Source organism: Streptomyces noursei (genome assembly GCF_001646665.1).
GTDB classification, from domain to species: domain Bacteria; phylum Actinomycetota; class Actinomycetes; order Streptomycetales; family Streptomycetaceae; genus Streptomyces; species Streptomyces lavendulocolor.
The window spans coordinates 189,732-205,027 of record NZ_LWBU01000373.1 but is presented as its reverse complement, the minus strand read 5'-3'; the positions used below and the strand labels follow the sequence as shown (position 1 = coordinate 205,027).

Genomic DNA, 15,296 nt, shown 5'->3' with positions numbered 1-15,296 from the left:
CTGGACTCCCGTGGCCGAGTTCGTATGCTGCGCTCGCGAGACAGATCACGGGCAGGGGGTCCGTGGGGACGGTCCGCGCGCCGGAGGGTGGTGGTCGCAGGTGAGGTCGACGCCGTACGCCCCCGCGCCCTACGCCCCGACGCCGTACGCTCCCGGGCGGACCGGCCGGGCCGCGCCCGTCGGACGGGCCGAGCTGCTCGCCCGGCTCGAACACGTGCTGCTCGGCCGGGGCCGCGCCCTGCTCACCGGGCCGCCCGGGGTCGGCAAGACCGAGGTCGCCCAGGCCGCCGCCGACCAGGCCGCGGCACGCGGCGAGACCGTGGTGTGGCTCGCCCCGCAGCCCGCCGACCACGACATGCCCGGCGCCGCCGCGGCCGCGCTGATCGCCTCGGTGCCCGCCTTCGCCCTGGACGGTCTGCCCGGCCCCCAGCGGGACGCCGTGGCGGTGCTCTGCCGGGAGTCGGCCGCCCTGGAGAGCGGCTGGGACCCGATCGCGCTGCGGCTGGCCGTCGCGAGCGTCCTGCGCACCCTGGCCGAGCAGTCCCCCGTCCTGCTGGTCGTCGACGACGCCCAGCGGATCGACGCCGACAGCGCCGACCTGCTCCGCTTCGCGCTCCATCTGGCGCCGCCCACCCTGCGGGTCGTCGCCGTCGAGACGCCCGCCCCGTACGCGGGCGGCGGGGCCGACAGCGGCGGGGCGCCCATGCCGCTGTGGGTGGCCTCCGAGGCCGACGTCCTGCTCGTGCCGCCGCTCCAGGCCGACGAGATGGCCGAGTTGCTGGTGCACCACCGGCTGCCGTCCCGGCTCGCGGGGCGCATCCACCGGGCCAGCGGCGGCAACCCGCGCCTCGCGCTCGCCGTCGGCCGGTCGCTGGCCGACTCCCGCACCCCGGTCCACCACGCGGAGGCGCTGCCGCTGTCCGGCCGGGCCCGGGACGTGGCACGCAGGATGCTGGCGCCCGCCTCCGCACCCGTACGGGCCACCCTGCTGCTGGCCGCCCTGGCGCTGCGCCCCACCACCGCTCTGCTGCGCCGCGCGGGCCGCCCCACGGCGGAGGCCGAGCTGGCCGCCGCGGAGCGCGCCGGGCTGATATCGCTCACCGAGGACGGGACGGTCGCGTTCACGGCCGGGCTGCTGCCCTCCACGCTCGTGCACGACACCTGCTGGACCGAGCGCAGCCGCGGGCACGCCGCGCTCGCCGCCGTGGCCGACGACCCGGTGGAGGCGGTACGGCACCGGGCGCTGGCCAACGACGTCCCGGACGAGGACCTGGCCGCGGAGGTCGCCGAGGCGGCCGACACGGCGCGGCGGCGGGGCAACAGCGCGCTCGCCGCCGAACTGGCGCTGCTCGCCGCCGAGACCACCCCCGCGGGCCTCGGGCGCCGCCGGCTGGAGCGGCTGGTGGACGCCGCCGAGGAGGCCGCGCGGGCCGCCCGGGCGGACCTCGCGGTGCGCGCCGCCGCGGACCTGCTGGCCCGCGACGCGACACCCGCCGACCGGGTGCGGGCGCGGCTCGCGGTCCTGGACACGGCCGGGCAGGGCCTGACGGACCTGGACGAGATCTACGTGCACGCCATGGAGGACTCCGAGGGCGAACCGGCGCTGCGGGCCGCCGTGCAGCTGCGGCTGGCGGTGAAGTACGTCCTCGCGGACGGCGATCCGGTGCGGTCGCGGACCGCGGCGGTGGAGTCGGCGGCCCTCGCCATGTCGGTGGGCGACCGGCACACCGCCGCCCAGGCGCTGACCCAGCAGGCGCGGATGGACCGGGTGCTCGGCTCGCCGGACGCGGAGCGGACGCTGGCCGAGGCGCGGGCGCTGGAGATGACCGACCGGCCGCTGGGCGTGCGCAACACCGCCCAGATCCTGACGATCCGGCACGCCCTGTTCGACGACCGGCTCACCGAGGCCCGCGACCAGCTGTACGCGCTGCTCCCGCTGGTCGAGCGGCGCGGGCCGGTCGAGGACGCGATCGAGCTGTTCCGTACGCTCGCCGAGGTCGAGGCCCGGCGCGGCCAGTGCGCGGCCGCCCTGGCGCACGCCGGCCGGTCGCTCGCCCTGACGCTGGAGGCCGGCCTGTCCCCCGGCCCCGCCTGGTACGCGCTGGCGCTCGCCGAGACCGCGGGCGGCAGCTTCGCCCGGGCGGCCGGGTACGCGCGGCGCAGCGTCCGGGCGTCCGAGGAGGAGGGCGACCACGTCTTCCTGTCGCGCAGCCTCTACGCGCTGGGCAGGGTCCAGCTGGTCACCGGGGACGTGGCGGGCGCGCTGGAGACGCTGCGCCGGGTGCGGGACAACGAGGCGGCCCAGTGCGCGGTCGACCCCTCGATGCTGCGCTGGCAGGAGGAACTGGCGGAGGCGCTCCTCGCCGGTGACGCCCTGGAGGAGGCGCAGGCGCTCCTCGCCGACGTGGGCCCGGTCGCGGAACGGCTCGGCCGGACCACGGTCCTGCTGGGGTGCGACCGGGTGTACGCGCTGTGCCTGGCGGCGGGCGGGCGGACCGACGAGGCTGCCGACCTGCTGGTCGAGACGGCCGACCGGTTCGCCGGGCACGGGCTGGTCCTGGAGCAGGGCCGCTGCCTGATCGCGCTGGCGCGGGTGGAGCGGCGGCGGCGCAGACGGTCGGCCGCGCAGGCGGCGATGCAGGCGGCGGCGGCCGTCTTCGAGCGGGCGGGCGCGGAGCCGTGGCTCGGGCTGACGGCGGAGAGCCCGTCGCCGGCCGACGCCGCGGCGGCCCCCGCCGCCGGGAGCGCCCTGTCCCGGCTGACGGAGGCCGAGCTGCGGCTCGCCCGGCTCGTCGGGGAGGGCGCGAGCAACCAGGAGGCCGCCGCCCGGCTGTACCTGAGCGTGAAGACGGTGGAGGCGCGGCTGACCCGCATCTACCAGAAGCTCGACGTCCGCTCCCGCGCCCAGCTGGCGACCGCCCTCAACGGGCCGGCGGCGCCCTCGCGCTGATGTCGGGGGCGGGGCGGGGAGCCCCGAGGCGGTGGCCGCCTGCCGGGCCGGCCGGACCGGCATACGCTGTAAACAGCGCAGTCGTTTCCGATGTCGGGAGGCGTCATGACATTCGTACAGATCATCGACTGCAAGACGGACCGGGTCGAGGAGATGAACCGGCTCCTGGACAGCTGGGCCGAGGCCACCCGGGGCAGGCGGACGGCGACCCACGCCATGATGGGCCGGGACCGTTCGGACTCCTCGCACGTACTGGAGATCGTCGAGTTCCCGTCGTACGAGGAGGCGATGGAGAACTCGAAACTGCCCGAGACGGACCGCATCTTCCGTGAGATGACGGCCCTGTGCGACGGCGAACCCACGTTCACGGACCTCGACGTCCTCCGGGACGAGCAGCTCAACAAGCTGGTCGTGCGCAGGTTCGTCGACGAAGTGATCAACGGGGCCGACATCGCCGTCGTCGACGAGCTGTGCACCCCGGGTTACCGGGAGCACGACCCGTCCCAGCCGTCGTACGACATGGACCTGGAGGCCGCCAAGGCGGCGACCCGTGAGGTCATGGAGGCGTTCCGGCCGACGTGCACCGTCGAGGGGCTGGTCGCCGAGGGCGACACGGTCTGCCTGCGGATGTCGTTCAAGGGCCGGCACGTCGCCACCTATCAGGGCCTGGAGGCCACCGGCCGGGAGGTGTCCGGAACCGGTCAGGCGACCTTCCGCTGCGAGGGCGGCAGGATCGCGGAGAGCTGGTGGAACGTGGACGACATGGGCATGCTGCGGCAACTGGGCGTCGTACCGGAGCACTGACGCCGGACCCATGGACGGCCCCGCCGCGACGGGAGCCGGCCCGGCGGGCGCATGCGGTCACACGCCGGGGACGGGGACGGGGCCGTCGGCGACCGGTGTGCCGAAGTCGGGGGTGCCGTCCGGTTTCCAGCGCAGCGGCTGGACGCGGGTGTGGCGGTTGGGGTCGTCGAGCGGGTCGCCGGTGATGTCCTTGTAGGGGCGGGCGTGGTAGACGAGGACGTCGGTGCGGCCGTCCTCGGCGACGGTGAACGAGTTGTGCCCCGGCCCGTACTGTCCGGTGGTGTCGCTGCTGGTGAAGACCGGTCGGGGCGACTTGGTCCAGGAGCGGGGGTCGAGCAGGTCGCTGCCGGCGTCGGCGGTGAGCAGACCCAGGCAGTAGTTGCTGTCGGTGGCACTGGCCGAGTACGTCAGGAAGACGCGGCCACCGCGCCGGATGAAGGCGGCGCCCTCGTTCACCTTGAAGCCGGCGCACTCCCAGTCGTACTCGGGTGCGGTGAGCCGGACCTGCGGGCCGGTGAGCGTCAGGGGGCCGGCCATCCGGGACAGGAAGACCGCGGTGTTGGCGTCGGTGCCGGGCTCGTGCTGCGCCCAGGCCAGGTAGCGGGAACCGCGGTGGGTGAAGGTGGTGGCGTCGAGCGAGAAGGTGTCCCAGGCGGTGACGATCCGCCCCTTCTCGGTCCAGGTGCCCCGGAACGGGTCCCGGGCGGGGTTCTCCAGCACCCACATGCGGATCTTCCATATGTCGTCCGCGGGGGCGGCGGCGAAGTAGATGTACCAGCTGCCGTCGATGTGGTGGATCTCCGGCGCCCAGATGTGCGCGCCCATGTCGCCGCTGTCGTGCTTGCGCCACACGACCGCCTCCTCGGCGGTGGCCAGCCCGCGGAGGGTGCGGGAGCGGCGCAGGACGATCCGGTCGTACTCGGGGGCGGTGGCGGTGAAGTAGTAGGCGCGGTCGGTGTGGCGGAGGATGTGCGGGTCGGCGCGGTGGCGTACGAGGGGGTTGGCCGCGGCGGGCGGTGCGGCGGCGGCCGCCGGGGCGGATCCGGTCACCTGGGGCAGGGCGCCGAGCGCGCCCACGGCCAGGGCGCCCTGGAGGAGCAGCCGACGGGTGGGGGGTGTGGGGTCGTGACGCATACGGTGTGCCCTTTCCGTCCCGGTGCCGGACCCAACGGCCGCGCATGGCACGGCTGTTCGGGATTCCGAACGGCATCTGTGGTACCGAACGGCGAAACGGTAAGGGTGTGCTGCGGGAAGGTCAACGGGGCTGCGTGATCGCGTCCGCGCGGGCCGTGGCCGCCCGCGGGTTCGGCATCATGGACCCATGCGGACCCGACCTGTGCTCGTCTACGACGGTGACTGCGGCTTCTGCTCGGCCTGCGTGGCGTTCGTCGAGCGCCGGCTGCGCCCCGACTGCGTGGTCGTGCCGTGGCAGTCGGCGGACCTGCCCGCACTGGGGGTGACCCCGGAGCGGGCCGGCCACGAGGTGCTGTGGGTGACCCCGCCCGGCCGGGTGTACGGCGGTGCCGAGGCGGTGGCGAAGATCCTCCTGCGCACGGGCGGGGTCTGGGCCCCTCCGGGGGCGCTCCTCCTGCTGCCGCCGGTGCGGTGGGCCGCCCACGGGGTCTACCGGCTGGTGGCGGACAACCGCCACCGGCTGCCCGGCGGCACGGGGTCCTGCGCCGTCCCCGCGCGGCGCCCGCACGGCTCCTGACCACCGACGGGCCGGGCCCGGGCACACCGGCGACCCGCGCGGGACCGGACGTACCGGGCGGTCAGGAGGGACCGGACGGTCCGGCGGCCCGGGCGGGCACCGGCGGGCGTGGCGTCAGGACATCAGTACGGCGGCCGTCAGGAGGCCGCCGTCCGGACGTCGGGTCGTCAGGTGGTCAGCAGGGAGTCGTCCTCCGGGCGCGCGCCGGGGAGCCGGTGGCGGGCCGCGACCAGGGCGGTGTCCACGTCGTTGGTCCCGGTGGCGACGCACAGGGTGCGGGCGAGTTCGGCCATGCGTTCCCGCACCTCCGGGCTGCCCTCCTCGGCGTGCAGCAGTCGCAGGGTCTCGTACTGCTCGACCAGGTTGTTCAGGACGGCGGGGTGAGCCATCAGCACGGCCGGTCTCCCTTCTGACGCCAAGCGCCGGTTGTCCGCGTGGGGCCCTGTTACCCGGTGATCCGTTCCGCATGCCCGGTCGTCCTGGGCTAGCTTCACCTCCATGACCAGCGCCGCCGCCCCCGCCTTCGCCGACACGCTGACCTCGTCCGACTCCCCCGTCATCCTCGACGGCGGGCTCGCCGGCCGGCTGGAGGCCGCCGGGCACGACCTGGGCGACGAGCTCTGGTCGGCGCGGCTGCTCGCCGACCGGCCCGAGGCGGTCGTGGCGGCGCACCTCGCCTACTACGAGGCCGGGGCGAGCGTGGCGACGACGGCGAGCTACCAGGCGACGTTCGAGGGCTTCGCGCGCCGCGGCATCGGGCACGACCGGGCGGCCGGACTCCTCGCGCTCGCCGTGGAGCTGGCACGGGAGGCCGCCCGGCGGGCCGAGGCGAAGGCGCCCGGACGGCCGCTGTGGGTGGCCGCCTCCGCAGGCCCGTACGGCGCGATGCTCGCCGACGGGTCGGAGTACCGGGGCCGGTACGGGCTGGACGTCGCCGAACTGGAACGGTTCCATCGCCCGCGGCTGGAGGTGCTGGCCGCCGCCCGCCCGGACGCTCTCGCGCTGGAGACCGTGCCGGACGCGGACGAGGCCCGGGCGCTGGTGCGCGCCGTGCGCGGGCTCGGCGTCCCGGCGTGGCTGTCGTACGCCGTCGCCGGGGACAGGACGCGGGCCGGCGACCCGCTGGAGGAGGCCTTCGCCGTCGCCGCCGAGTCGGACGAGATCGTCGCCGTCGGGGTGAACTGCTGTGCGCCCGAGGACGTGGGCCACGCGGTCGAGGTGGCGGCGCGCGTCACGGGCAAGCCCGTGGTGGCGTACCCGAACAGCGGCGAGGTGTGGGACCCCGGGGCCCGGGCCTGGCGGGGCCGCCCGACGTTCTCGGCCGACCTGGCCGCCGGCTGGTGGCGGGCCGGCGCGCGGCTGATCGGCGGCTGCTGCCGCGTCGGCCCGGACGCGATCGCCGGACTGGCCGCCCGGACGCGCTGACCGCCGCCCGCCCGGCCGGGTCGCCGCCGGCCGGGGGCCGTGCCCGTGAACCCGGGGCCCGTCAGGCGGGGGCCCGGGTCAGGGCGCGGTCGGCGGCCTGGAAGGTGCGGCGGTAGGCCAGCGGGGAGACGCCGATCGCGGCGTGGAGGTGCTGGCGCAGGGAGGCTGCCGTCGCGAAGCCGACCTCGCCCGCGATGCGGTCCACCGGCAGGTCGGTGGACTCCAGCAGGTGCCGGGCCCGGGCGACGCGCTGCTGGATCAGCCACCGGCCGGGGCTCGTCCCCACCTCCTCGCCGAAGCGGCGCGCGAAGGTGCGCGCGCTCATCCGGGCGTGCTGGGCGAGGTCGGCGAGCGTGAGCGGCAGGTGCAGGTTCTCCAGCGCCCAGTGCCGGGTGGCGCCCGTCCCGTTCTCCGACGTCTCGGGCACGGGCTGCTCGATGTACTGGGCCTGGCCGCCCTCGCGCCAGGGCGGTACCACGCAGGCGCGGGCCACCTGGTTGGCCACCGCGCTGCCGTGGTCCTCGCGCACGAGGTGCAGGCAGACGTCCACGCCCGAGCCGGCCCCGGCCGAGGTGACGACGTCGCCGGTGTCGACGAACAGGACGTCGGGGTCGAGCGCCACGTGCGGGAAGAGCCGCCGGAAGAGCGGGACCAGCCCCCAGTGCGTGGTGGCGGTCCGGCCGTCGAGCAGGCCCGCCGCCGCCAGGACGAAGGCGCCCGTGCAGATGGACACGATCCGGGTGCCCGGGCGGATCAGGGCGAGCGCGTCGGCGACCGGCCGGGGCAGCTCCCGCGCGGTGGCGAGCGTCATGTCGAAGGGCGGGACGACCACGGTGCCGGCGGTGGCCAGCACCTCGGGGCCGTGCTCCACCGTGATCGAGAAGTCCGAGCCGGTGCGGACGGGCCCGCCGTCGGGAGAGCAGGTGAGCACCTCGTAGCGGCCGTCGGCGGAACCGAAGACCCGGTTGGGGATGCCGAGTTCGAAGGGATAGACGCCGTCGAGGGCGAGGACGACCACACGATGCATGGCACGATCTTATCGGATATTGGCAATCTTGCCATTTCTCCGGCGGTCCGGCCCCGGCAGGGTGGAGCACATGACGACGACGAAGACCATGCGCGCGATCAGCCAGGACGTCCACGGCGGACCCGAGGTGCTCAAGGAGGTGGAGCTGCCGCGCCCGGAGCCCGGGCCGTCCCAGGTGCTGGTGCGCGTCCGCGCGGCGGGGGTCAACCCGACCGACTGGAAGCACCGCGGCGGCCGGGGCTTCCTCGGCGACCCGCCGTACGTCCTGGGCTGGGACGTCTCCGGGGTGGTGGAGGCGGTCGGCATGGGCGTGACCCTGTTCCGGCCCGGCGACGAGGTGTTCGGGATGCTGCCCTACCCGCACGGCGCCGGCTCCCACGCCGAGTACGTCACCGGTCCCGCGCGGGCCTTCGCCCGCAAGCCGGCCGGCATCGACCACGTCCAGGCCGGCGCCCTGCCGCTGGCCGCGCTCACCGCCTACCAGGCCCTGGTCGACACGGCCCGGGTGGAGGCCGGGCAGCGGGTGCTCGTCCACGCGGCGGCCGGCGGCGTGGGACACCTGGCCGTGCAGATCGCCAAGGCGCGCGGGGCGTACGTCATCGGTACGGCCAGCGCGGGGAAGCACGCGTTCCTGCGGGACCTCGGGGCCGACGAGGTGATCGACTACCGGGAGGCGGACTTCGCCGAGGAGGTCGCCGACGTCGACGTCGTCCTCGACACCATCGGCGACGACGACTACCGGACGCGCTCGCTGCGCACCCTCCGCCGGGGCGGCCTGCTGGTGTCCATCCTGCCCATGGGCGGGGAGGAACTGGCCGCGCGGGCGCGCGAGCACGGCGTACGCACCGAGCTGCTGCTCGTCGAGGCCGACCACGCGGGCATGAACGCCATCGCCCGGCTCGTCGAGGAGGGCCGGCTCCGCGCGGCGGTCGAGGGCACCTTCCCGCTCGCGGACGCCGCCAGGGCGCACGAGCGGGGCGAGACGGGCCGGACGGCCGGGAAGCTGGTCCTCACCGTCGGTTGACGCCCTCGCCGCGGCGCCGCCGCGCGAACTCCCGGGGGACGAGGGGACGGCGGGACGGGCGTGACACCCGCCCCGCCGGCGGCGTTGTGAGGGGCATGGATCAGACGAACGGCGCAGGGAAGCGGAAGCCGCACCGGACGGGCCTGCCGGGGGCCCCGGCGGCCGGCGGGACCACGGACACACGAGCGGGCGGCACGAGGACCGCCGACGCACGGGCGGGAGCGGGACCGGCCGCGGGCACCCCGGCGGGCGGCACGAGGACCGCCGACACACGGGCGGGAGCGGGGCCGGCTTCGGGGGTCCCCACCGTGGGCGTGGTCGTCGCGCGGACGGGCCGGCTGGCGCGGCTGGGGGATCCGCTGGCGTACGTCATGGACCTGCTGGGGCCCGCACTGCGCGGGCGGTTGCGCCTGGTGGGCCGGGACAGCGGCTCCACCGGCGAGGGGGCGCGGCGGGCCGTGCGGGAGCTGGTGGAGGCGGAGCGGGCGCGGATCGTGGTGACGCTGGCGGGCACGGAGGTGCTGCCGGCCGTCGCCGACGCGTGCGAGGAGGCGGGCGTCCCGTGCCTGTCGAGCACCTTCCCCTGGCAGGTGTACTACTACGGCGGCGCGCGGCGGCGGTGGACGTACCACTTCTGCTGGGGGCTCGACGACATCGCGGAGACCTTCGCCGACCTGTGGGAGGCGGCCGGCGGCGCGGGGCGGACGGTCGGGTGTCTGTGGAACGACGGCCCGCAGGGCACCTGGTCGCGGCACGGGAGGCACGGCTTCCTGCCGGCGGCACGGGCGCGCGGCCACCGCCTGGTGGACCCGGCCGGGTACCGGGAGCCGGCCGCGGCCCTGGACGCCCACGCGGCGGCGTTCGCGGAGGCGGGCGTGGACGTCGTCACGAGCGCGGCGACCGGCGCGGACCTGGGCGTGTTCCGCCGGGCGGCCGCCGCGCGGGGCCTGCCGCTCCGGCTGATCACCTGCTCCCGCTGGCTGGCGTACCCGCCGGCCGTCACGGCCCCGGCCGAGGAGCCGCCCCAGGCGGACGTGGCGACGCTGGTCTACTGGACCCCGGACCACCCGTACCGCTCGTCCCTGGACGGTACGAGCGCCGCCGAGCTGGCCGAACGGTACGAGCGGGCCACCGGCGGCCAGTGGCTCCAGCCCCTGGGCCTGGCGTACGCCCTCGTCGAGGTGGCCGCGCACGCCCTGGACACCGCCGACGACCCGACGGTCCCCGAGTCGGTCGCGGCCGCGCTCGGGTCGACCCGCCTGGAGACGATGGCGGGCCCGCTGGACTGGACGTCCGGCCCCGAACCGCACATCGCCACGGTGCGGCTGGCCGGCGGGCAGTGGCAGCGCGGCCGGCGGCACCCCTACGAGCTGGTGGTCGTGGACGGCCGGGGCGTGGACGGCCTGCCGGTCGGCGGCGAACTCCGGTTGCCGGACGGGGCCTTGTAGCCGGCACGCCGCCGCGCCCACTTCCACTCCGTTGTCAACTTCGGGTTGACACGGCTCTTCATGTCAACCTACGGTTGACACATGACGAAACCAGTCGGCATGACGCATCCCGTCCGCCTCGACGACCTCATCGAGGCCATCAAGAAGGCCCACAGCGACGCGCTCGACCAGCTCTCCGACGCCGTGATCGCCGCGGACCACCTCGGCGAGCTGGCCGACCACCTGATCGGCCACTTCGTGGACCAGGCGAGGCGCTCCGGCGCCTCCTGGACCGACATCGGCAAGAGCATGGGCGTCACCCGGCAGGCGGCGCAGAAGCGCTTCGTACCGAAGGCCGGCGAGTCCTCCGACCTCGACCCCTCCCAGGGCTTCGGCCGCTTCACCCCGCGCGCCCGCAACGTCGTGATGGCCGCGCAGAACGAGGCCCGCGCGGCCGGGAACGACGAGATCGGCACCGAGCACCTGGTGCTGGGGCTGCTGCACGAGCCGGAGGGCATCGCGGCGAAGGCGGTCGTCGCGCAGGGGGTGCTCCTGGACACGGTCCGCCAGGAGGCCACCGCCGCCCTGCCGCCGGGCGTGGACACCGCCCCGGACCTCGTGCCCTTCGACGCCCGGGCGAAGAAGGTCCTGGAGCTGACCTTCCGCGAGGCCCTGCGGCTGGGCCACAACTACGTGGGGACGGAGCACCTCCTGCTCGCCCTGCTGGAGTTCGAGGACGGCGAGGGTCTCCTCACCGGCCTCGGCATCACCAAGGCGGCCACCGAGACCCAGGTGGCCCGCGCCCTGGCCGCGGCGGTCGCCGCACCGGCCGCACCGGCCGCACCGGCCGCACCGGCCGCGGGGGCGGCCGGGACCGACCGGACCGATCAGGAGTAGCAGGTCCGCACCGCCGACACCGTCCGCACGGCCGGCACCGTCCGCACCGCCGGCACCGTCCGCACCGCCGGCACCGTCCGCACCGCCGGCACCGTCCGCACCGCCGGCACCGTCCGCACCGCCGGCACCGTCCGCACCGCCGGCACGGTCAGCGCCGCCCACTACGGCACCGCGGCGCGCACCCGACCGGACCGGGCACAGGATGTCGGGTCCGGGAGGGTGGGCCCCTCCTAGCGTGAGTGACGAAAGGGAAGGGAGTCCGGAGTGCTGGAGGGGCTCAACCAGGCCATGGAGCACATCGAGCGCCATCTCGACCAGCGGATCGAGACGGCCGACCTGGCGCGGATCGCGGTGACGTCGGAGTACCACTTCCGGCGCCTGTTCTCCGCGCTGGCGGGGATGCCGCTGTCGGAGTACGTCCGGCGCAGGCGGCTGACGGTCGCCGGCGCCGAGGTGCTGGACGGGGAGCGGACCCTGCTGGAGGTGGCGGTGCGCTACGGGTACACCTCGGGAGAGGCGTTCGCCCGGGCGTTCCGCGCCATGCACGGCGTCGGTCCGGGAGAGGCCAGGCGCAACGGCGCGCCTCTGCGGTCCCAGCCACGGATGTCCTTCCGCCTCGTCGTCGAAGGGAGTGGCAGCATGCAGTACAAGGTCGTGGAGAAGGACGCGTTCCGGGTGGTGGGCAGGAAGGCGCGGGTCCCGCTCGTGCACGAGGGGATGAACCCGGCGATCGCCGCCTTCATCAGGGGGCTCGGCCGGGAGACCCTGGAGCGCATCGAGAGCCTGTCCGACCAGGAGCCCCGGGGCATCGTCTCGGTCAGTGACGACCTGCACGAGAGCCGGGCCGAGGGCACCGAACTGGACTACTACCACGGCGCGGTGAGCGGCGCCGAGGTGCCCGAGGACATGGACGCGCTCGCCGTGCCCGCCGGCACGTGGGCCGTCTTCGAGAGCTCCGGGCCGTTCCCGCAGACGCTCCAGCACCTGTGGCGGGACGTGTTCACGCAGTGGTTCCCGTCCAACCCCTACCGGAGCCGGCCGGGGCCCGAGATCCTGCGCACCCGGCTGTCGCCGGACGGGGCGCGGGCGGACGCGGAGCTGTGGATCCCGGTGGAGCGGACGGCGGTCTGACCGAGGACGCGCGGCCACCGCCGGCCGCCCCTCTCCCGCCGCCGGAGAGGGGCGGCGGGCCGGTGGCCCGGACTCCGCACGGGCGGCGGGCGGACCGGAGCCTATGCTCCTGCCATGGAGGCACTCGCCGTACGGTTGTCGGGACTTGACGCGCTCGCCGAGGGGGCGATCCGCGTCGTCGCGTTCTACGACACACTCATGCGCCGGCGGGTGGACCTGCCGGCGCTCGCCAGGGCCTCGGCGGGGCTGGCCGAGTGCGTGGCCGGGATCCGGCTGCACGGCACGGGCCGGACGATCCGCATGGCGCCCGACGGCAAGGACGCGGCCGTCCCGGCGTCCGCCGCGTCCACCACCGCGCCGGTCACCCTCGACGACGAGGAGATCGGCACCGTGTGGCTGGAGCGGTCCGGCCCGCCCGTGCCGCTCGACGAAGTGCTGCTGGAGCGGCTCGCCATCGCCGTCGCGGCCGCGGTCGAGCGGTACGCCCCCGCCGGCTCCACCATGGCCGACCCCGCCCTGGTCGAGCTGGCGGTCAGCGGCGACAGCGACGAGGCGGCCCGGGCCCGCGCGCTGCGGCTCCTGGGGTTCCCCGCCGACCGGCCGGTGCGCGTCGTGGCCGTGCGTTCGGCGCTCCCCCTCGACCGGGTGGGCGGTCTGCTCTGCCCGGCCCGTCCGGTGAAGGCGGCATTCGTCGGCGACGTGGGCGTCGTCCTCGCCGCCACCGTCGACTGCGCAGGGCTGCCGGCGGGCGTCCGCGCGGGCATCGGCGCCGCCGACGGCCCCGACCGGTCCTGGCGGCAGGCCCGTACCGCACTGCGCTTCACCACCTCGCGCCGGCCGGTCGTCCCCTACGACACGCTGGGCGCCCTGGCGCTGCTGGCACGGGTGCCCGACGACGCGCTGCGGGACAACGCCGACGTGGTCGCCGTCGCCCGGATCGCGCAGAGCCCGGAGGACCTCGACACCCTGGACGCCTACTGCGCCACCGGCTCACTGCGCCGGGCCGCCGACCTCCTGCACCTGCACCACAGCAGCGTGGCCCGCCGGCTGGAACAGATCGCGAAGGTCCTCGGAATCGACCTGACCGAGCCGGCGGGTCTGACCCGAGCCGCCCTCGCGCTCACCGCCTGGCGGCTCCTCGGCGACTGAACCGTGCGGCGGACCGCACGACGGAACGTTTCACCACTCCGGTACGGCCCGGTTGCGGCCGGAAGCCATGGGGGGCGCGGGGGCGCAGGCAGGGGGGCGCGTACGCAGGGCCGCGCTACCGCTCGACACGCGTACACGTGCGCCAATCCCCCCTCACTTTGCGTGACAGATATTCACTACGCGTGACGACGCCTGGCGGGGTCGCCCGCCCGTACGGACGGCCGCCCGCCGCGCGGACCACCGTACGAAAGGGACCTCAGTTCATGGCAGTCAAGACACGCCCCGCCCCCGCCGAGCCCGAGATCCACACCCAGGAGCGCATCCAGCTCAGCCTCAGCACCCGGGCGGCGCGGAACCTCGCGACCACCACCAAGTCGCAGCCCCAGATGCAGGAGATCAGCTCCCGCTGGCTGCTGCGCAAGCTGCCCTGGGTCCATGTGCCGGGCGGCACCTACCGGGTCAACCGCCGCCTGTCCTACGCCGTCGGCGACGGCCGGGTGACCTTCGTGCAGACCGGCTCCAAGGTGCAGGTCGTCCCGGCCGAGCTGGGTGAACTGCCGCTGCTGCGCGGGTTCTCCGACCCCACCGCGCTGGCGGCGCTCGCGGACAGGTTCGTCCAGAAGGAGTTCGAGCCCGGCCAGGTCATCGTGGAGGCGGGCCGCAAGGCGGACCAGGTCTTCCTCCTCGCGCACGGCAAGGTCGAGAAGATCGGCAAGGGCAAGTACGACGACGCCGAGACCCGGCTCGGCATGCTGGCCGACGGCGACTCGTTCGGCGGCCGCATGCTGGCCGGCGACCCCGCCGCCACCTGGGAGTTCACCGTCCGCGCCACCACCAGGACCACCGCGCTGGTGCTCACCCAGGCCGCGTACAAGCAGGTGGCGGGGCAGTACGAGACGCTGCGCGACCACGTCCGGGGGCTCACGTCCAACGGGCACAAGCCGACGAACAAGTACGGCGAGGTCGAGATCAGCTTCCTCTCCGGCCACGAGGGCGAACCGGACCTGCCCACCACCTTCGTCGACTACGAACTCGACCCGCGCGAGTACGAACTGAGCGTCGCCCAGACGGTACTGAAAGTCCACAGCCGCGTGGCGGACCTCTACAACCAGCCGATGAACCAGACGGAACAGCAGCTCAAGCTCACCATCCAGGCGCTGCGCGAGCGCCAGGAGCACGAGCTCGTCAACAACCCCGACTTCGGGCTGCTCCACAACACCGACTACAACCAGCGCATCCAGGCCCACTCCGGCGCGCCCACCCCGGACGACCTCGACGACCTGATCAGCATGCGCCGCAACACGCAGTACCTGTTCGCGCACCCGCGCACGATCGCCGCGTTCGGCAAGGAGTGCAACAAGCGCGGCCTGTACATCGGCAGCGTCGACGTCGGCGGCCACCAGATCCCCGCCTGGCGCGGCATCCCCATCCTGCCGTGCGGGAAGATCCCGATCACCGAGCACCACACGTCGTCGATCATCGCCATGCGGACCGGCGAGGACAACGAGGGCGTCATCGGCCTGTACCAGACCGGCCTGCCCGACGAGTACGAGCCCGGCCTCAACGTCCGCTTCATGGGCATCGACGAGAAGGCGATCATCTCCTACCTCGTCAGCACCTACTACTCGGCCGCGGTCCTGGTTCCGGACGCCGTCGGCATCCTGGAGAACGTCGAGGTACGTCCCCGTGCCGAGTAGCAGCCGCCCCACCGCGCCCGACGTGCGGTGCTCGACGGCGAAGGAGGGCTAGAC

At 75.1% G+C, this 15,296-nt stretch carries 14 protein-coding genes; 10 read left to right on the top strand and 4 right to left on the bottom strand.

Features of this window, described 5'->3' with window-relative positions; translation table 11 throughout:
* Nucleotides 1-100: 100 nt before the first annotated feature.
* Both A4V12_RS29020 and A4V12_RS29015 read left to right on the top strand, forming a co-directional pair.
* Nucleotides 101-2,950 carry a helix-turn-helix transcriptional regulator gene (locus tag A4V12_RS29020; RefSeq protein ID WP_079137417.1) on the top strand — a complete coding sequence of 950 codons (2,850 nt, stop codon included), beginning with the start codon at nucleotides 101-103 and terminating at the stop codon, nucleotides 2,948-2,950.
* 105 nt (nucleotides 2,951-3,055) lie between these two features.
* Nucleotides 3,056-3,754: an ester cyclase gene (locus A4V12_RS29015; RefSeq protein WP_064072401.1), complete on the top strand. Its 699-nt coding sequence runs from the start codon at nucleotides 3,056-3,058 to the stop codon at nucleotides 3,752-3,754.
* Nucleotides 3,755-3,811: 57 nt separating this feature from the next.
* Here the strand turns inward: A4V12_RS29015 and A4V12_RS29010 are convergent, their stop codons facing one another.
* Nucleotides 3,812-4,888, bottom strand: a complete 1,077-nt coding sequence (locus A4V12_RS29010; RefSeq protein WP_064072400.1) for a glycoside hydrolase family 43 protein — start codon at nucleotides 4,886-4,888, stop codon at nucleotides 3,812-3,814.
* A gap of 187 nt (nucleotides 4,889-5,075) precedes the next feature.
* Between A4V12_RS29010 and A4V12_RS29005 the strand changes: the two genes are divergently transcribed.
* A complete protein-coding gene (locus tag A4V12_RS29005) occupies nucleotides 5,076-5,465 on the top strand; it encodes a thiol-disulfide oxidoreductase DCC family protein (protein WP_064072399.1) in 390 nt (129 codons plus the stop codon).
* Between the two features lie 167 nt (nucleotides 5,466-5,632).
* Here A4V12_RS29005 and A4V12_RS29000 read toward each other — a convergent pair whose 3' ends face one another.
* Nucleotides 5,633-5,860 (bottom strand): DUF5133 domain-containing protein, encoded by a 228-nt coding sequence (locus A4V12_RS29000; RefSeq protein WP_064072398.1) that lies wholly within the window; start codon nucleotides 5,858-5,860, stop codon nucleotides 5,633-5,635.
* Nucleotides 5,861-5,963: 103 nt separating this feature from the next.
* On the opposite strand from A4V12_RS29000, the gene mmuM reads away from it, so the two are divergent.
* Nucleotides 5,964-6,890, top strand: a complete 927-nt coding sequence (gene mmuM / locus A4V12_RS28995) for a homocysteine S-methyltransferase (RefSeq protein ID WP_064072397.1) — start codon at nucleotides 5,964-5,966, stop codon at nucleotides 6,888-6,890.
* Nucleotides 6,891-6,951: 61 nt separating this feature from the next.
* Here the strand turns inward: mmuM and A4V12_RS28990 are convergent, their stop codons facing one another.
* The gene (locus A4V12_RS28990; RefSeq protein WP_064072396.1) at nucleotides 6,952-7,917 is read right to left on the bottom strand and encodes a GlxA family transcriptional regulator; all 966 of its coding nucleotides are present in this window, start codon (nucleotides 7,915-7,917) and stop codon (nucleotides 6,952-6,954) included.
* Between the two features lie 70 nt (nucleotides 7,918-7,987).
* Here A4V12_RS28990 and A4V12_RS28985 point away from each other — a divergent pair, with 70 nt between their 5' ends.
* From A4V12_RS28985 to A4V12_RS28975, 3 genes are all read left to right on the top strand, one after another.
* Nucleotides 7,988-8,941: an NADP-dependent oxidoreductase gene (locus A4V12_RS28985; protein WP_064072395.1), complete on the top strand. Its 954-nt coding sequence runs from the start codon at nucleotides 7,988-7,990 to the stop codon at nucleotides 8,939-8,941.
* Nucleotides 8,942-9,249: 308 nt separating this feature from the next.
* Nucleotides 9,250-10,389, top strand: coding sequence for an ABC transporter substrate-binding protein (locus A4V12_RS28980; RefSeq protein WP_064072394.1), 1,140 nt, complete (start codon nucleotides 9,250-9,252; stop codon nucleotides 10,387-10,389).
* 81 nt (nucleotides 10,390-10,470) lie between these two features.
* Nucleotides 10,471-11,265 carry a Clp protease N-terminal domain-containing protein gene (locus A4V12_RS28975; protein ID WP_064072393.1) on the top strand — a complete coding sequence of 265 codons (795 nt, stop codon included), beginning with the start codon at nucleotides 10,471-10,473 and terminating at the stop codon, nucleotides 11,263-11,265.
* Here the strand turns inward: A4V12_RS28975 and A4V12_RS37740 are convergent.
* Nucleotides 11,256-11,402: a hypothetical protein gene (locus A4V12_RS37740; protein ID WP_159028950.1), complete on the bottom strand. Its 147-nt coding sequence runs from the start codon at nucleotides 11,400-11,402 to the stop codon at nucleotides 11,256-11,258. The genes A4V12_RS28975 and A4V12_RS37740 overlap by 10 nt on opposite strands.
* 127 nt (nucleotides 11,403-11,529) lie before the next feature.
* Between A4V12_RS37740 and A4V12_RS28970 the strand changes: the two genes are divergently transcribed.
* From A4V12_RS28970 to A4V12_RS28960, 3 genes are all read left to right on the top strand, one after another.
* Nucleotides 11,530-12,396 (top strand): AraC family transcriptional regulator, encoded by an 867-nt coding sequence (locus A4V12_RS28970; protein WP_064072392.1) that lies wholly within the window; start codon nucleotides 11,530-11,532, stop codon nucleotides 12,394-12,396.
* A 114-nt stretch (nucleotides 12,397-12,510) separates the two neighbouring features.
* The gene (locus A4V12_RS28965; RefSeq protein ID WP_064072391.1) at nucleotides 12,511-13,545 is read left to right on the top strand and encodes a PucR family transcriptional regulator; all 1,035 of its coding nucleotides are present in this window, start codon (nucleotides 12,511-12,513) and stop codon (nucleotides 13,543-13,545) included.
* A gap of 263 nt (nucleotides 13,546-13,808) precedes the next feature.
* On the top strand, nucleotides 13,809-15,242 hold the full coding sequence (locus tag A4V12_RS28960) for a family 2B encapsulin nanocompartment shell protein (RefSeq protein ID WP_064072390.1): 1,434 nt from the start codon (nucleotides 13,809-13,811) through the stop codon (nucleotides 15,240-15,242).
* Nucleotides 15,243-15,296: the final 54 nt, after the last annotated feature.